Origin of the sequence: Psychrobacter sp. NC44 (assembly GCF_904846655.1) — a bacterium.
Lineage (GTDB): Bacteria > Pseudomonadota > Gammaproteobacteria > Pseudomonadales > Moraxellaceae > Psychrobacter.
The window spans coordinates 46,091-64,240 of sequence record NZ_CAJHBN010000005.1; the positions used below are offsets into that span (position 1 = coordinate 46,091).

The 18,150-nt window shown below is 43.4% G+C and carries 13 protein-coding genes; 6 read left to right on the forward strand and 7 right to left on the reverse strand.

From position 1 onward, the window contains the following. Window positions 1-115: 115 nt before the first annotated feature. From cysE to dnaE, 5 genes are all read right to left on the reverse strand, one after another. Entirely contained in the window at window positions 116-1,042 is a 927-nt protein-coding gene (cysE, locus tag JMX95_RS05300) for a serine O-acetyltransferase (protein ID WP_201560203.1), read from the reverse strand. A gap of 149 nt (window positions 1,043-1,191) precedes the next feature. Continuing rightward, window positions 1,192-1,635: a YtoQ family protein gene (locus JMX95_RS05305; RefSeq protein ID WP_201539183.1), complete on the reverse strand. Its 444-nt coding sequence runs from the start codon at window positions 1,633-1,635 to the stop codon at window positions 1,192-1,194. A gap of 115 nt (window positions 1,636-1,750) precedes the next feature. Continuing rightward, window positions 1,751-2,644 carry an RNA methyltransferase gene (locus JMX95_RS05310; RefSeq protein WP_201560204.1) on the reverse strand — a complete coding sequence of 298 codons (894 nt, stop codon included), beginning with the start codon at window positions 2,642-2,644 and terminating at the stop codon, window positions 1,751-1,753. After that, a complete protein-coding gene (locus JMX95_RS05315) occupies window positions 2,644-3,021 on the reverse strand; it encodes an Hpt domain-containing protein (protein WP_201560205.1) in 378 nt (125 codons plus the stop codon). The genes JMX95_RS05310 and JMX95_RS05315 overlap by 1 nt, the downstream gene beginning before the upstream one ends. Window positions 3,022-3,264: 243 nt before the next feature. After that, entirely contained in the window at window positions 3,265-6,966 is a 3,702-nt protein-coding gene (gene dnaE / locus JMX95_RS05320; protein WP_201560206.1) for a DNA polymerase III subunit alpha, read from the reverse strand. Between the two features lie 353 nt (window positions 6,967-7,319). Here dnaE and JMX95_RS05325 point away from each other — a divergent pair, with 353 nt between their 5' ends. After that, window positions 7,320-8,450, forward strand: a complete 1,131-nt coding sequence (locus JMX95_RS05325; RefSeq protein WP_201560207.1) for a restriction endonuclease — start codon at window positions 7,320-7,322, stop codon at window positions 8,448-8,450. Between the two features lie 94 nt (window positions 8,451-8,544). Here JMX95_RS05325 and ggt read toward each other — a convergent pair whose 3' ends face one another. Beyond that, a complete protein-coding gene (gene ggt, locus JMX95_RS05330; RefSeq protein WP_227675976.1) occupies window positions 8,545-10,491 on the reverse strand; it encodes a gamma-glutamyltransferase in 1,947 nt (648 codons plus the stop codon). Between the two features lie 180 nt (window positions 10,492-10,671). On the opposite strand from ggt, the gene JMX95_RS05335 reads away from it, so the two are divergent. The 3 genes from JMX95_RS05335 to JMX95_RS05345 all read left to right on the forward strand — a co-directional run bounded on the left by JMX95_RS05335 (window position 10,672) and on the right by JMX95_RS05345 (window position 14,772). Continuing rightward, window positions 10,672-12,648 (forward strand): hypothetical protein, encoded by a 1,977-nt coding sequence (locus JMX95_RS05335; protein WP_198330799.1) that lies wholly within the window; start codon window positions 10,672-10,674, stop codon window positions 12,646-12,648. A gap of 44 nt (window positions 12,649-12,692) precedes the next feature. Continuing rightward, on the forward strand, window positions 12,693-14,339 hold the full coding sequence (locus tag JMX95_RS05340; RefSeq protein ID WP_198330800.1) for a hypothetical protein: 1,647 nt from the start codon (window positions 12,693-12,695) through the stop codon (window positions 14,337-14,339). 79 nt (window positions 14,340-14,418) lie between these two features. Beyond that, window positions 14,419-14,772, forward strand: coding sequence for a hypothetical protein (locus tag JMX95_RS05345; RefSeq protein WP_087945579.1), 354 nt, complete (start codon window positions 14,419-14,421; stop codon window positions 14,770-14,772). A gap of 123 nt (window positions 14,773-14,895) precedes the next feature. Here the strand turns inward: JMX95_RS05345 and JMX95_RS05350 are convergent, their stop codons facing one another. After that, complete coding sequence (locus tag JMX95_RS05350) at window positions 14,896-15,432, reverse strand: Spy/CpxP family protein refolding chaperone (RefSeq protein ID WP_198330801.1); 537 nt, start codon at window positions 15,430-15,432, stop codon at window positions 14,896-14,898. Window positions 15,433-15,699: 267 nt separating this feature from the next. Between JMX95_RS05350 and JMX95_RS05355 the strand changes: the two genes are divergently transcribed. Both JMX95_RS05355 and JMX95_RS05360 read left to right on the forward strand, forming a co-directional pair. Further along, the gene (locus JMX95_RS05355; protein WP_198330802.1) at window positions 15,700-16,398 is read left to right on the forward strand and encodes a response regulator transcription factor; all 699 of its coding nucleotides are present in this window, start codon (window positions 15,700-15,702) and stop codon (window positions 16,396-16,398) included. Between the two features lie 14 nt (window positions 16,399-16,412). Then, window positions 16,413-18,056 carry a sensor histidine kinase gene (locus JMX95_RS05360; RefSeq protein WP_227675977.1) on the forward strand — a complete coding sequence of 548 codons (1,644 nt, stop codon included), beginning with the start codon at window positions 16,413-16,415 and terminating at the stop codon, window positions 18,054-18,056. Window positions 18,057-18,150 lie beyond the last annotated feature (94 nt).

The following is an 18,150-nucleotide window of genomic DNA, read 5'->3' on the forward strand; positions in this document are numbered from 1 at the left end:
AATATTGTCTGTTAAATAGCTAGTCAGTAAAGCGTTGTTTATCAATTGGTTAAAATAGAAAAAGAGGCTGTTTAGCCTCTTTTCATTCAGTATCGACGACAGCTAGAATAGAAGGTTACTTCTGCTCAGCGCCTATTTCATCTATATCGGCACGACCAATCACATCGATATCCTCTAAGCATAATTTATCATATTCTTTTTTACAAAAGTCAGGATCGATTTTGCACATCGCTGCTTGTAATTGATCTAAGCGATTTTCTGATTGTTGAATATGCTCTAGCATTTTAGCAAAAGCTTCAGCCACAGGATCTTGTGAGGTTGGATCGATACCATAAGCTTGAAAAGCAGTTTCGCGTACTGAGCGGTTGGTGGCTTTTTCATCTACTGCCTTTTTATCTATGCCATTATCTGTAGAAGCAGCTTGCGCTACTTTTTCTTGTTGCTTGGCATCATCGACTTTTTTAACAATCGGATTGCCTTTTTCGTCGTGATGGTCTGATATCATCCGAGCGGCGCTGCCGACCATGGTCGCACCTGCTGGTACTGCCTTTACTACGACGGCATTTGAGCCAATTTTAGCGCCTTTACCGACAGTAAATGGCCCCAATACTTTAGCACCAGCACCAACGATAACCCCATCTTCCAAAGTAGGGTGGCGCTTGCCATTATTCCAAGAGACGCCGCCAAGCGTGACCCCGTGATAAAGCGTCACATCATTGCCAATCTCTGCCGTTTCGCCGATGACAATGCCCATACCATGGTCAATAAAAAACCGTCGACCGATTTTAGCAGCAGGGTGTATCTCAATACCTGTGATGATGCGTGAGCCATAAGAAATTACTCGCGCCGCCAGTTTTTGCTCGTTTTGCCACAGATAATGGGCACCGCGATGTAGGACGAGCGCGTGGATGCCAGGATAAGTCAAGATGACTTCCAGACTATTACGTGCAGCAGGATCACGGTTAAATACCGCATCGATATCTTCTTTTAGGTCTTTTTTGATGCGTGAAAGTGATTTGAATAAGGCCGTTGGCAATGACATAAATTGTCCTATCGTATTTTTGATTACAATCAATTTAGTTATAGCAGCTTTGCCGCACAAAATATAGCGATGAGCGATAAATAAAAACAGACGACTGACAGATAAAATGCCAGTCATTGACAATTTATCTATAGGCAATTATTTATGATTTAGCTATCACTGACAACATATTTTAGCAGCTCGACAACTTGCTCTGGCGTTTGCGCCCAAGCCATTGCCGCCGCATCGACTTCTTTTAACGGATGAATAATATCTTCAGCATGAAGGGTAATGTACGGCTTGCTTAAAGCCGCGCAGTAGCCAGCATCGAATGCAGCGTTCCACTGTTTATATTTATCACCAAAACGAATAATAGCAATGTCGCACTTTTGAATCATGTTTTTGGTGCGAATCGCATTAACTTTTGATGACTGATGGTCGCGCCAGAACCCATTGTCATTTTTACCGAGTACGTCACCGGCGGCATCGCTGGCTTCATGTTCAGTGACTGCTGAGGTAAAGGTAATATCTAAACCTTGGTCTTTCGCGCCTTGCATGATTTTTTGTCGCCAGTCGGTGTGTATTTCTCCAGACAAATAAACGTTCCAATTCATCATCAATTCCTTTTTATTATTGAATCATATCATTTTTAAAATCATAGCATTTGTAAATGCTACTGCTGTTATTGCAATAGCAACTCAACGCCAGAAACCTGGCATATTAAAAGCTTTAGTCTTTTGCAAGTTTGGCAATCAAAGCACTGAGTAGCTGATACTCTTTTTGATCAAGCTGTAGGCGTGAGCCCAGTCGTGACAGTCGCGATGGTAAAGACTTCAAGTTTTCGCTATCGGCTAAACCTCGTTGAACCATCAGTTCAGTGGTGCGATGAGTCAGCTGTTGCAATTGCTGCTGGGTAATGGCGGGTTCATCCCATTGCTGACGTAAATGTACATCGAGTATTGGCTGAGTAGTGGTGCTCAAAGCAGTATCTAAACTATCCGCTGTCTGAGTGTGTGATTGCGCGTAAGCAAAAATAAAGCTAGCGATTACTTGCACGGCTGACGCGACATTGAGTACAGGATAAGCAGGGTTGGCATCGATTTGGATATGATAATCGGCATAAGCCAATTCTTCATTGGTTAATCCACGATCTTCACGCCCAAATAGGATAGCGATATTTGGTTTACTAGCAGTAACAGCCGATAGGGTATCAGCATTGCTATCGTCTTTGCTCGACACCGACTGTTTATCGATAAAATCAAACATAATCTTAGCAGCTTGCGTGGGTGTCACGACAGGGCGGGGCAAATGACGACTGCGACTGCTGGCAGCAAATACCAGCTGGCAATCCGCAATAGCAGATTCTAAAGTAGGTGCTATGATGGCTGATGATAGCAGCTCGCTGCCACCTGCTGCATGAGACACACTGGTTTCATCAATTGGTAGCTTGGGATCGACAACCGTCAAACGAGACAAGCCCATTGTGTGCATAGCGCGCGCTGCTGAGCCAATATTGGCAGGCAAAGTGGTATTAACCATGACGATTTGCACACAAGACAAATAGTCGCTCACTGTATGATGGACAGTAGATGCTGCTAATATAGGGGTAGAATCATTACTCATTACAACCCCAGTCTTAGATTGATTTCTTGTTCTGCGCGTTGCAATGCGACGGCGATATTTTCAATCAGTGCCGCTTGCTCGCTGATAAGACGCTCGCGGCAGCGCTCTTGTAACTGGCTGCTCAAGTTCATTAATTGGGTCGTGCCCAAGTTGGCGCTGGCCCCTTTTAACGCATGAGCAACCTCAAAACCATTGGCATTGTCATTTTCTTGCTGAGCGACTCGCAGCGCACTTACTCGCTGCTGACTATCAGTGATATACACTTGTATCAAGTCAGCAAAGTCTTCTTCTAATAAATCACGCATGTCTTCAAATTGCTCATGATTAATGATTTCTTCAGCTTGGTGAACCATATTTTTATTTGGGGTTTCATCCATGGTTTTATGTCCAATTCTAAAAGTCAAAACGGTAAAGGGTTTGTAATAAATACGTCAATGTTCTTCAGGTGTTAGGGCGTGTCCTCATTTCAATCAATTACTCTCTAAATGGGCTAAACATGGCTAAATTTTGTTAAACATCGTCGAATAGCTTATCAATATCTCGATATTAACATCGCTATCTTCCTTGTTTGACGGCAATTTATCTCATTTTTATCACCATTTTTAAAATGAGGATACGCCCTAGCTATAATGGAAATGTAAATTGTCTTCACTAACCATATTCTTTAATTGCTGTAAGTTGTCATCGTTGGGATAGATGCGCCAGTGCTCAGATAGTCCTACGTTAGCGATGCCAAATTCCTCATAAATGCTCAGTCCCAGTGGCAGACAATTATCATTAATGGAGGCGTCAGTATTGCTCAAAGCATTGTTCACATAGCTTTGATTAGCATTATTTTGATTTATGTCATTTTCTAGTGCCAATAAATCATTGCCATTTTCATCATACAAACTTCCGCCCATCGCAGCATCGTAGCCATTAAAGCTGCCATTTTGCTCGTCTTGCTCGTTGTCATGAGACAGTTTTGGTGCTGGAATAATGCTGGCTTGTGCAGACTTGAGTAACGGTTGCAGTCGCGTCAGCAGATTGATATCGCTGCCATGAATTTTAATACTGATTTTTTTCATCCATCTTAGGCGCGCATCGACCATGCTCATGGCACTATCAAGACGGGCAAATAAACGCCCATCACGCTCACGAATGCTGCCTTTGATGATGACGACTTCATCAATTTTCAACTGTTCTTTGACACGATTGAAACGCTCGGCATAGCAGCTTACTTCCAGCCTTGAAGTGCCGTCATCTAAGATAATGACATTGCGATTACCAAAGTTGGCAATATCAATAATCAATCCGGCGAAATAACAGCTACCGTTATAGCCCGTGTCAGTCAGTTTATCGAGACGAGTGCCTGAGGTATAGCGTTTTAACTCATCCAAGTATTCATTGATTGGATGACCCGTCAAATACAATCCTAACGTGTTCTTTTCTGCTTTTAAACGGTGCTTATCACCCCAAATCAGCTCTGGCGTCATGACCAGTGGTGGCGCGGCAACGACACCATCCATTTCACCAAACAAATCCATCATGCCGATTTCGCGGTTTTGACGGTCTTGTTCAGCCGCTTGTACGGCACTTGGCAGCTGACTCATTAATGCGCCGCGAATCTCGTACGCTTCATCGGCTGGTAAATCTGGTCGCAGGGTAGCTGCAAAGTCATCAAAACATCCCGCGTTTATCAGTCCCTCTAAAGTGCGTTTATTGACCTTTTTAATATCTACACGGCGGCAAAAATCATAGAGATCTTTAAACGGACCTTCACGGCGGCGTGCATCAACGATAGACTCAACCGCACCTTCACCAACGCCTTTAATCGCACCCAAGCCATAAATGATATTGGTTGGGGTATCGGCAACAAAATGCCACTCACTGCGATTTACCGATGGATTAACAACGGTTAAATCAAAGTTTTCACGGCAATCATTGATAAAGAACACCACGTTGTCAGTGTTGTTCATATCTGATGTGAGTACGGCTGCCATAAACTCAGCAGGATAGTATTGCTTTAGATACGCGGTCTGATAAGCGAGTACACCATAAGCAGCCGAATGCGAGCGGTTAAAGCCGTAACCGGCAAACTTCTCCATCAAATCAAACACACCGCCTGACGTTGCTTCATCAATACCTTGCTCTGTTGCACCAGTAATAAAGATATCGCGCTGCTTAGCCATTTCTTCAGGTTTCTTTTTACCCATGGCACGGCGAAGCATATCTGCGCCGCCCAAGCTGTAGCCTGCCATGACCTGCGAGATTTGCATGACCTGTTCTTGATAGACAATAACGCCATTGGTATTTTCTAAAATCGGCTCAAGATTGGGATGATCATAAATGACTTCCTCACGACCATGTTTGCGGTCGATATACATCTCTACCATGCCAGCGTCCAGCGGGCCTGGGCGATAAAGCGCACACATGGCGATCACATCTTCGATGTTGGTCGGTTGTAATTTCGCCAGATACTTTTTCATACCCATACTTTCTAACTGAAAGACGGCAGTGGTCTTGGCATCTTGCAAGAGCTTGTAGGCTTTTTTATCATCTAATGGTAGGTCTTCTAATACCAACGCATCTTTGCCTTCTTTGGCACGGCGCAGATTGATATTTCTGACCGCGGCATCAATCACGGTCAAGTTACGTAGACCCAAGAAGTCAAATTTTACTAGCCCAACGGCTTCAACGTCATCTTTATCAAACTGGCTGACACGGTGACCTTCATCATCACAATAAATCGCGCTAAAATCTGTGATTCTGTGCGGCGCAATCAATACGCCACCCGCATGTTTACCCACGTTCCGGCAAATACCTTCAAGCTTAATCGCCATTTCCCACACTTCAGTGGCATCTTCGTAATCCATATTGTCAGGATTGGAGATTAAGTCTTTGAGCTGCGGCTCTTGTTCAAGCGCTTGGCTTAAAGTAATCCCCGGTGTTTTGGGAATAAGTTTCGACATTTTGCTGGCAAGGAAGTAGGATTTACTTTGCGCACGTGCCACGTCACGCACCACCGCTTTTGCTGCCATCGTACCAAAGGTAATGATTTGCGAGACTGCTTCACGACCATAGGTTTGCGCCACATAATCAATAACGCGGTCGCGACCTTCAATACAAAAGTCAATATCGAAATCGGGCATGGACACACGCTCGGGATTCAAAAATCGCTCAAATAATAAGTCGTAATGAATAGGGTCGAGGTCGGTAATATTGAGCGAATAAGCAACGAGCGAGCCTGCACCAGAACCACGACCAGGACCGACTGGTACGCCATTGGCTTTTGCCCAGCGGATAAAGTCCATAACGATGAGGAAGTAACCAGGAAAGCCCATTGAAAGAATCACCTTTAGTTCATACTCTAAGCGGTCATCATATCTTTGGCGAAACTCGCTCCAATTATCGCTACGTTTCTCGATCGGGAATAGTTTACCTAGTCGATTATTCAGACCCCGTATTGATTCTGCACGGAAAAACGATTCAATCGTCTCACCTTCAGGCACAGGAAAGTCAGGTAGGACGTTGATACCAAGCGTCAACGTCACATTACAGCGGCTTGCTAAGCGCAAAGTATTGTCAATAACCTGCGGAATATCAGCAAATAACTGCTGCATTTGCGCTTGGGTTTTAAGGTATTGTGCATCGGAATAAGTTTGCGGGCGATTTTGGTCGGCAAGTACGTAGGAGCCTGCGATACAAACCCGTGCTTCGTGAGCATCGAAATCATCCTGCTCTAAGAAGCGCACGTCATTATGCGCAATGATGGGAATATGATGCTTAGCGCCAGAGTGAATAGCCGCTTTAATAAAGGCGTCTTCACCTGAGCGATTGGTACGCTTAATCGCAAAATATAAGCGATCAGCAAATTGCGCCTGCCATTCTATTAGCAGCTCATCGGCTTTTTCTGGCATAGATCCAACCAATGCCTGACCGACGTCCGATTTTTCAGTGAATAAGACAATCACGCCTGCCGCATGCGCTAAAATATGACTGCGCTTGACGACTGGTACACCATGATTGGCATCGTCGGCGCGCCCTTCGGTAAAGCCAAGCGATACGATACGAGTGATGTTTTGATAGCCCTCGTTGTCCATCGCGAGTAGGGTGAGCCGTGTGTCTTCATTTTCCATGATGACTTCACTGCCGATAATGGGCTTGATACCAGCACCTAGGCAGGCACGATAAAACTTCACCGTGGCATACAGATTGGACAAATCGGTCAATGCCAGCGCGCGCTGATGGTCAGCCGCCGCCGCTTTGATAAGCGGCTTTATACGCACGATAGAATCGGTGATTGAATATTCGCTGTGGATGCCAAGGTGAACAAATGCCATAGAAGACTCTTACTAGTACGATCAAAAGCAATAAGCTATCGATAAAATAAAGGATGTGTATCCGTTATTTATATGGATGTTCAAAGGTAAATAAGACCTCGATAGCCATGTTGATACGTTTTAAATGGGGTCGTCAATAATAGCATTATTTGCCGTAGACAGCCACTGATTCAAAGGGTTTAATCTGAGTGAGAGGATTTGTTTTTCTCATTTATAAAGGTGAAATTTTGCTGTGTTTTGTCTCAATAGTTGGTAGCATAAACATTTGTCCTTAAGTTGTTGCGAAACAAAGCCTATTTGACGCCTTATTTCACACAATAATATTCATGTAATCAAACAAAGACGATAATATTATGAGTAACATTACGAAGCTGCCCGCATTTGGTTACATGTTAAATGCGGGTATACAAACCATAAAAAATTTGAGTACGCGGAATACCGTTGGTCGCACGGTATTTTATAGAGAGTTTGAAAAGTTAGCACAAATTGTCAATGATCATAAAGAAATCAATTACATGAGTAATTATGATATACGCCATGAGTGTCATAACGGCTCACCTTGTTATGATGACATCGTTGATCTAATTTTGTTGTGCTTGTCCGCGATGGGGCTGGTCAAAGAAGACAAGTTCAGCTTGGTACCCAATTTAAATCAGAATTTTGCTAATTTTATTACTTTTGATGAAAAAGTAACGCCTAAAAACATCATACGTTTAGACCCGTTTGGCAAAGTCTATTTTTGGTTAGCAGGAAGCAATTTTACTCAATACATTAACGAAGGCATTCCAAATAGTGATTATATTGCTAACTTGACCCGTTTTGATAATAAAGCCTTTGCTGATCTGCAAAAAGTCAATATTGCGGCTTATGGTAAAAATGGCGATGCACTTATTAATCATTTGATAGAAGAAACTCAGCGCCGAACGTCTATGTTTATGAACAATTATGCAGATGCTACTGTGGGCAATGATTTTGTCAAGGTAACGCCTGATATGATTATGGCGCAGCTTGAAAGCTTGTCACCTTTGCAGTTTGAGTGGTTTTGTCTAAAAATGATTGAACGATCTTTAGAGATTGAAAGTCCTGAGAGTAATTTGACCTCGCGTCATACTGGACGCTCGAATGACAATGGCATTGACGGGCTGATTATTCAGGATTTCCCAGATGGTGAGGTGCATAACTATTATATTCAAGCCAAACTATATAGTGCTGGGAATAATATATCTAATGGCGATTTGAGAAACTTCATAGGTGCTTATCCACCACAAAAAACCAATCATCATGGCTTGTTTATTACTACGACAAGCTTTACCAAGCCTGCGCAGGAATATGCCAATGCAACGGATTCGCACAGTTTGATACTCATCGATCAAATGAATCTCATAGAGCTTATGATGCAACATAAGGTGGGTCTAAAAGAGGTCAATGCCAGACCGAAATTATTATTAGACAATGACTTCTTTAACAAGATCAAGTTGTATTGATAGTATCTTTCAATACTTTTCATATCTATTAAAAAAACGCTCTTTATTATGATAGAGAGCGTTTTTTATTTATACATATCAAGTAAAAGTTAAATCAGTATCCAACCACCGCCGCATCGACGATACGTGGGTCTGACGAGCCGTAGACACCATTTGGCGTGATCATAATCGACTGGGTTGAGCCCATCGCTGATTTTGGACTGACCGTATGACCCATTGATTCAAGCTTTTTAACCGTATCAATATTCAGTGCTTTTTCGACCCGAATCTCATCAGGCAGCCATTGGTCATGGATACGCGGTGCGTGAGTGGCCTCAGCGATATTCATATCATGATCGATGACGTTCGAGATTATTTGGGTGACAGTGGTAATGATGCGGCTACCACCAGGGCTACCCGTGACGATATATGGTTTACTGTCTTTAAAAACCAGTGTCGGACTCATAGAAGATAATGGGCGTTTATTGGCTTCAACGGCATTGGCATCACCGCCGATTAAGCCATAACCATTTGGCACACCCGGTTTGGCAGAAAAATCATCCATTTCATTATTGAGCAATATCCCCGTACCTTCAGCGACAAGACCTGTGCCATAAGAAAAGTTCAGCGTATAAGTATTGGCTATCGCATTGCCCTCTTTATCGACAACAGAGAAATGCGTGGTCTGATCACTCTCATAGGGTAGAGGGTTGTTGGCTTTGATGGTAGACGCTGGCGTGGCTTTGTCTGGATTGATTAAGGTGCGCAGTTTATCCGCATAAGCCTGAGAAGCTAAACCGCTGGCAGGCACATCGATAAAGTCAGAATCACCTAAATACTCTGAGCGATCCGCATAAGCCAACTGCATTGCTTCAGCCATTAAATGAATGGTTTGCGCACTGTTTTGCCCATAGTCTTTTAGCGGATAACCTTCCAAAATGTTTAAAATTTGCACAATATGAATACCACCAGAAGACGGCGGTGGCATCGAGACAATCTCATAACCACGATAATCGCCTTTGACTGGCTCGCGGGCTATGGCTTCATAGTTGGCTAAATCCTGTAAGCTCATGCTACCGCCAGCCTCATTGACCGCTTTGACCAACTTACTTGCGGTTTCTCCTTTATAGAATCCATCGGCGCCTTTTGCGGCAATCAGCTTAAGCGATTTTGCCAATTCAGGCTGTTTTAAGCGCTCACCGGGTTGATAGGCGCTGCCATCATGTTTAAAGAATACCTTTTTGGTGCTTGGCCATTTTTGCATGCGATCGCTTAATGCTGTGAGTGACTCAGACAGACCTGCTGTGACTTCTATACCGTCCTCAGCCAGTGCAATCGCTGGTGCCATCACTTGTCCTCGGCTCATGGTGCCATGATCTTCTAATGCTTTAAGTAATCCTGCGACCGTTCCCGGTACGCCAACTGCTAGACCGTGATAACGAGACAAGTCGCTGACCGCATTGCCATCCTCATCGAGATACATATCACGCGAGGCGCTACTCGGTGCTTTTTCACGGTAATCGAGTGCCACCGTTTTGCCTTGCTTGGCATCATAAATCATCATAAATCCACCACCGCCAATGTTGCCTGCGCGCGGCAAAGTTACTGCTAAGGCAAAGCCAACGGCGACTCCAGCATCAACCGCATTACCACCGTCTTTTAAAATCTTGAGTCCAATATCAGAGGCGAGGGCTTCTTGGGTGGCGACCATGCCGTTTTTTGCCCAAACAGGGTGGTGAATCGCATCTTCAGAATAGATGGCTTGATCGGCATTGGCATTGTTAATCGTGGAAGTGAGGGTAGTGGTTTTGGCTCTTGTCACACGCTGAGTTTCAGATATTACAGTAGGATTATCAGCCATAATCGCGAGATTGATGGCGCTAGTGTTAATCGATGTTTGGTTGATAGTAGTTGATTGATTGGTTGTCGGCTCAAGCGCGTGAGCAGATAGTGATACTAAAAATGTGCTACTGATTAACAAAATAGCCGCTTTAATATTTGCTCTACTTTGAGGATTATTGTCAGCAGTGCGTATGTTGTTTTTTGATATCGAGGTTGGCATTGTAAAGTCCTTTTTACTTGAGCGAGAAAGCCATAGTGAGAAAGTTGTTTTGTATAAAAAAATCTAAGTATTTTCTTAATAAATAGGTTCTAATTTTACTAAATTGTAACGCATTGTGATATAAATAACGGTACTAATGTACACTAATTATAGACTGGCTATTTATACAAAGAGATTACTATGTCATCAAATCATATTAATAATCATAATCGACAGCGCTACTCTGAGATGACGAGTCATCATTCGTCTATCAATAATAACGACCATGTATCTCAGGTAGGTAAATTGACGTCTATCGCCTTGCTGGTTGGCACTACGTCTCTGGCTCTTTTGGGCTGTCAATCAAGCCCAGCGGTATCGTCGACTGCGGCATCAAAAAGTATGATTGATTTTAGTACCGCCGATAGTGCACAGAGCCAAGCACAAGGACGCGCATTTAATGCCAGCCTCACAGCCAAATCTGAGCGTTATCAGCAATTATTTGACCAAGAAAAATATCCCAATACTGACAATCAAGCAAAGTCACATTTACTGGCAGCTATTCGTCAGCATCTGGCAACAGAACACGTAGCAGTCTCGCAAGCCAATTATCAAGCCGTTCCTTTTATTGCTCCAGACAGCATTGATGCAGGCTCTAGTAGCTTGCTTAGAACAATTATAGAAGCCTATGCTTATAAGCCTGACGGTGACTATGATGAAAGTGATTATGAGGACAGGCAAACTGAGGCTATGGCAGAGTTAGCAGCGGTAAGTGCAGAGTCGAATAAATGCAATGACAATGAGGACGATGACGCTTATGAAGTCTGTGTTGTAGAGGATGTTAACTATGACGAAAACGGTTATAGTCGCAGTGACTATCAATCAGAGAGTTACGGCGAAGGGAACTATGACACCGATGATTATGAATCAGACAGTGCTTTTTCAAAGTTATCAAAATTAAACCCAAAAAGCATGATAGAGCAGTATGAAGCCATACAAACGGCTAAACAACAACCAGAGGATGTAGAACAAGGTAGCCAATCAGCAACATCTACGGGCGTCATTGGTCAAATGCTGAGTATGTTCCATCGCACGCCTGAACAGATAGCCGCGTCAAATGCTTATCAATATCAAAATTTAACGTTCAATAGTGTCAGTCAGTACAAACCCAAACAGCGACAACTGCAAAGCGTCTATAGCTATGATTATGTGACACCAACGATTAGCTCATCTATACAGATACCGCTAGCGTTCGATTTTAACCATAGTACAGTTACGGTAGACCCATCAGCAATCATGCCTATTGTGGCATTGGTTAATCCTGAAAACACCCCTTTACCTAACCAAATGACCTCACATACTGTTAGTTTTGGGTTGCCTGAGAGTATTACCGCGCAGCTGCCGCCAGCAGTGCTTTACGATGCCGCCATTGCTGCCGTACAGAGCAGCATGGCAGAGCTAGCGTCTGAGCACTTTAGCGCGGTAGATATTCGCAGTGATGCTTTTGCTAAAGAAGTCGGTGCGAGCCGAGCGGTAAAAGTCTATTTCGGCAGCAAGCAAAGCGGTGAGATGATTGGCAAAACCCTAAAATACATGACAAATTCGCTACAGGATTATGTCGATGCCAATCCACAGAAATATCCTGATGGCGCTATGCTAAAAACCGCGCTTGCGAAAGTGCAGCTATACAATAAAGGCTACCAAAGTGCGGATGTAGGTTCGCTTTTGCAGCTAATTGAAGCCATAGGTCCAATCTCTTTTAATCAGATAAATTACTATTATTTAGATAGCGCCGATCGCCTGCTTGCTAAGCAGCAGCGGGTAAATATCGGTGGTGACTTGATGGGTTCGACAACCAGCGTGCTGAATCAAGTACGCTATGATAAAAGCAGTTTTAGTAAACATGCACTAACGCCTTTATTGGCTGAGTCTTTTGGCGCAAATGCTAAAACTGCTATCGATGGCAATGCATGGATGGCAGAGCAGCGTCAACAAAAAGACAGACTGCAAACGGCACGTGATGCCCGCTATGACTATAGTGGGAGCAGGGATGATGACTATGGTAGCGATTATGCAGATGGTGATAGCGGCTATGATGCAGCAGAATATGACAGTGCTGATAGTCAAGATGACACTGGTATTGAAGACGATGCTGACAACAGGGTAGATGATCAATAACGCTATCTTGTCATGTTCAAGCCCATATTTATTAAGGATAAAAAATGAAAAAATCACATCAAATCATTGCAAGTCGTCTTTCGTCAGCGAGCCTTGCGTCAGTTCTTAATGGCAATCGCCTATTTGCTGGTGCATTGGTAACAGGGGCACTATTATTAACGGGCTGCCAATCTACCAGTCTTGACCAATCTAATGCTATGACTGCCAAGCAAACGCCAGTGGCAGCAAAGACAGCGTTGGCGACTGCGTTACAGAAACAGCGCCGACAGTCTTTTAGTTACCATAGCAATCTGGAGATCAGTAACGAGCAGCAGTTTAGCGATATAAATATGGAAATAGATGCCAAAGCGCCAGTCGCCTCAGTTTATATCGATGAATACTGCGAAGACACACACGATCAAGCGTATGCCACCTTAATTACCCAAGCAGAAGCGCAAAATAAAGATATTTTGGCGGCAGATTATGATGCTCAGCGAACGGTGCTCAAAGACACTTATCTTGAGTGTACGGATGCCTATGAGGCATGGGTAGAGAGTAAATATGATAGTGAAATCAATGTGCCAGCGTTTTACCAACAGTTATTTGACAATTACGACGACCGATCGACAGCGCAAGATATCAAAAAAGCAAAGTTGCTAGATGCTTATGTGCTAAAGCCGCTGTCTATCAATGCGCAAGGTGTTTATCAGCCAATGGTTGGCAAGGCGACGATGCTGGCGAGCGTGCAGTATCAAGCACGCAACCATCAAAGCAGTGTTAATCAGCCAATTTATCTGGATTTGAAAAACGGTAATATTTATCTATGGGCAGATAATTTTGCGATGTTTAATTCAGAACTGTTAGATGACAAGCTCGGCATAAAGTGGCGCAATAAGTGGTTAAAGTTGGCCATTGATGACGGCACCTTACCCAAAGGCTTTGGTAGTGAGTTGATAAAAAGCCACTTTGCAGCCTTAGACGCCACATTTGATGCCGCACCGATTAGCCAGTTTGATTATGTCGCCCCTAATACGCTAGCCTCGCTCTCTCCCAAGCTGCCCGCGCATCAGCTACCAGCAATGCTGGCAAGTAACCAAGTTATTCGCCGTGTACAAAGCGCTGAGAGTTATGAGCAGTTTTATCAAGATTATATGCGCATCGTCTACGAGCGGATGAGTCAGCGATATCCAGAACTGGTCAAAGAAAGCGCGGCTGACGAGGCAAGCGACACAAATGCTAGGAAATTTACCAGTAAAGCGTTGGCGCAGCAAATATTGGCAATGATAAAAAGTGACATAGATAGTGATGTGGATAGTGGCAGTGAGACAATAGAGGAAACAATGGCAGAGGCAAAAGAAAAGACGGCAGAAAGTGCAATGCTATCAAATGCAGAGACGCAAGAGTTGTATGGATTTGATAAGCGTGGTCAGCTCAAATGGCAGCATCTGCGCAGTGAGCTTCCGAGTGAAACTACTTCTAATAATATGGTCATAGATGTTTTGCAGCAGTATTCCGCTGTAAGCGCCAAAAACATGGCATTTCCCAATTTACCAAGTGATGTACAAGTGCCTAATGCCAGTAATAGTATTGATGTGCGCGAGTATGGCAGCGAGTTGATGCAGTATTATCGTGATGGCAATGGTACTGCGATGGGCAAAATGATGTTTAGTGTCATGCCAATGGCTAAAGAGAAGTTGGGTTCGGTTGATTAGAGTAATGTTTTTATGTTTTAAATTGCTATGTTCTGAAACTTCAAAAATTGAATGATATTGATATTAAAAAAGGAAGGTTATGAAAAAGTTTTTAGTAGGATTTATTTTCACTATAGTTGCATGTGGATCTGCCCAAGCAGGATGTATTGGTAGCTCATCTTTTTCTACATGTTCTGATGCAAGTGGAAATTCATATACAAATAACAGAGTAGGAAATACAACATATACATCTGGCTATAATAGTAGTACGGGAAGCAGTTGGAACCAAAATACTAATAGAATTGGTGATACCTCTTATACTAATGGTGCTAGTGCTGATGGGAGTTCTTGGAACAAAACTTCTCGCCAGATTGGGTCTTATACTTACCATAATGGTAGCGATAGTGATGGAAATAGTTTTAATTACTCATGCAACCAGTTTGGTTGTAATTAATTATATAAAGAAAAATTTTGAAAACTAAAAAGCGCACCGTTTATACGATGCGCTTTTTTATGTGTTAATAATCAGTCTTATAGGACATTCAGCATGAATGCAAAATAGTCTATTAATGACGAATTACATGCCTTGATGTGGTTTGCCATGCATTTTACCGTGCTCTGAGCCTTTATGACCTTTCGCCATTTTTTCAGCTTTTAATGTAGCAAGTTTTGCTCGTTGCTCAGCAGTCAATATTTGAGAGATAGCATGTTGAGTCTGTACTCGCTCAATGAAGCGTTGCTTGGTTTTAGCCGCTTGCTGATCAGCTAAGCGATTGACTGCTGCTGTATTTAGAGTGCTGGCATTGGTCAATGCTTGCATTTGTTGCTGCATTTGCGCCCGTTCCAATTTGTTTTTTGTACGGTCAGCTTTACGATCGCCGTGTTGTGCTTGCATGATGGCTTTGATTTGCGCTTGTTGCGTTGCTGTTAGATCTAGTTGCGACATTGGACCTCTCATGCCGCCTTTTTTCATACCACCTTTTTTCATGCCATCTTTATGCTGCATTTTACTGGTCGTTGGTGTGGTATCAGTGGTTGCATTAACACTGGTACAAGCTGTTACGGTGAAAATGCTAGACATTGCTAATACTGAGCCCATTAATAATTTTTTCATCATCGTTACCTTAATTTATGGTGCATACGTTATTGGTTGCGAAAAAGTCAGTTTTTATCTGATCAGCTTATGAACAGTAAGTGCCCCGGATAGCCACTATCCATCACAGCTTGTTATCAGTATTTGTCGCTGATAGACGCTATATTACGACAGTTAGAGGTTACGAACATTTATGAAGTATTAAGAAAGGTAACGTTTATAGCGAATCCATAAGCAATTGACTGATAATATGGCTCATAAAGCGATCTAACGCTTAAGGAGAAAGATGTGCCACACATACTACTAGGCGATGATGACGAAGAATTGACCCAATTGTTACAAGAATACTTGCACAATCATGGGGTGACATGCGACTGCGTTCACGATGGTGAGGCTGTCATACATAAACTCAAAACTGCGAGCAATAATGTGCTTAATGGTACTGCTGCTTACGACCTGTTAGTGCTAGATATTATGATGCCAAAAATCGATGGATTGAGTGTCTTGCGTCAATTACCCAATATCAGTGATATCCCTGTCATTATGCTGACGGCAAAAGGGGAGGAGATTGATCGTATCATTGGGCTTGAACTTGGTGCTGATGATTATATTACCAAACCCTGCAATCCTAGAGAGCTGCTGGCACGTATCAATGCCGTCATCAAACGCACCAGCGCAGCGACATCAGAGCATACGCCGCTACCAGAGAGTCGTTTGCATCTGGATCAAAACCAGCGGCTTTGTCAGATAGATGGCATAGAACTACAAGTGACGGGGACAGAGTTTGATTTGTTGGTTGCGCTACTGAAACAAAAAGGCGAGGTGGTGAGCAAAGCCTGGCTGTCAGAGCATGTTTTACAACGTGAATTACAGCCGTTCGACCGTAGCCTTGATGTGCATGTCTCGCGATTGCGCAAAAAATTCCAACCTTTTCATGATGAGCCGATCAAAGCGGTTCGTGGTAAAGGCTATCAGCTGGTATTGTAATGACGGACTCATCGATGAACGCTTCCAAGAAAGCTATTAACCATAAAACGCTTAAGCAAACCCCAAAGTTTAAAGTGCGAATCACACTATTTTGGCGTTTGTTTCTAAGTCTATTATTAACAATTATAATCACCTCTATTTTATCGATCATGGTGGAGCGTTGGCTGGTCGAAAAAGCACTAACGGTTCGCATGAACGTACAAACTGATAGTTTATTGATTAAGCGTCAAGAAATGGTTGAGGCATTAAGAGCGGGTGATTTAAGTACAGTTAAGCAGATGTATCGTCAGGACCGTCAACTCATGAATCAGATAAGTGTTTACGATGAAGAAGGGGCGATTATATTTCCGCGTTATCGCAATAGAGATGAGCGTAGGCAAAAAGGTATGCAGGGTAGTCGGCGTGAAGTAGGGCAACCATCAATGCAATCAATGGCAGCTCAGCCCAATGTGGACAATAACAGGATTAATAGTCACGATGATAATAATAAAATGTCGAATGATAAGTCATCATTCTTAAACCATATTCTGCAACCGATGATGCCAAATAGCGCTACGCTAGCTGATTTCGACAGTCGCCCTGAGCTGGCTGATGTGACGGTCGTCTTACCAGATGAGCAGTCTGTCATTATACAATTACGTCCGCATTTGCGTTTTGCTGATGTTATGGCGCTGCAACGTGGCAATTTTCCCATACGTTTGCTATTTATTCTCGTTTTTAGCGTCTTGGTTTGTATTTGGCTGAGCCGTACAATGACTCAGCGTATCCGCCGTGTACAAAATACCGTACACCGTCTGATTGATGGCGATTATCAGACCCACCCAGACCTATCAAAAATGGGAGATGATGAGCTTGGTTTACTCGCAAAAGACGTGGCTAAACTATCAAAACGGTTGGCTGAGAGTGAGCTGGCACGCAAACAGATGCTCAGTGATATCTCGCACGAGCTACGATCGCCACTGGCGCGTCTAGACGTTGCGACTGAGCTGACTCGCGACTTTGCACCGAATGCCAGTCGTTATCTCGACCGTATAGATAAAGAGTCGGCGCGGATGAATGAGTTGATTGAGCAAATCATTCATATTCAATCTCTACAAATGCAGCAATATACCATCGACAATATAGAAAACGAAGCGGTTGATATTTCTGACATCATTAGTGAAATTGGACAAGACGTTTGCTTTGAGTTTCAGCATAAAAATGTGCGTTGGCAATGGCAGCCGAGTCATGCATTGGTGGCAGACGCTTCATCTACCACTGATTCAACAACGCCTTGGACTGTGCTTGGCAACCAAGAACAGCTGCATAGTGCGCTTGAAAATGTCATTCGTAATGCTTTTATGCATACGGCCTCTGATTCAACAGTCATTGCTGACATTAAAAAAGTGGAGATGGAAGGCAATAAGCCTGCACTTCAAATCAGCATCACAGACGAGGGTGGTGGCATCGCGGATAAGGACTTGGCGCGTATTTTTCAGCCCTTTGTACGGCTTGACTCGGCTCGCCATCGTGAAACGGGGGGGTATGGTTTGGGGCTGGCAATCGTTCATGCCGTGGTAATGGCACACAAGGGTCAGATTCATGTCTATAATCGCCAAGATGATATCCAAGGGCTGGTGATGCAAATAACATTGCCTGTTAACTCTGAAGGGGACTAAGAGCAGCATAAAGTGGCGAACACGCGCTTAAAACATCTCTAAAGTGTGTGTATAAGCGTGTGTTTTATTAAGTTTCAAAGCGGATTATTTCAAA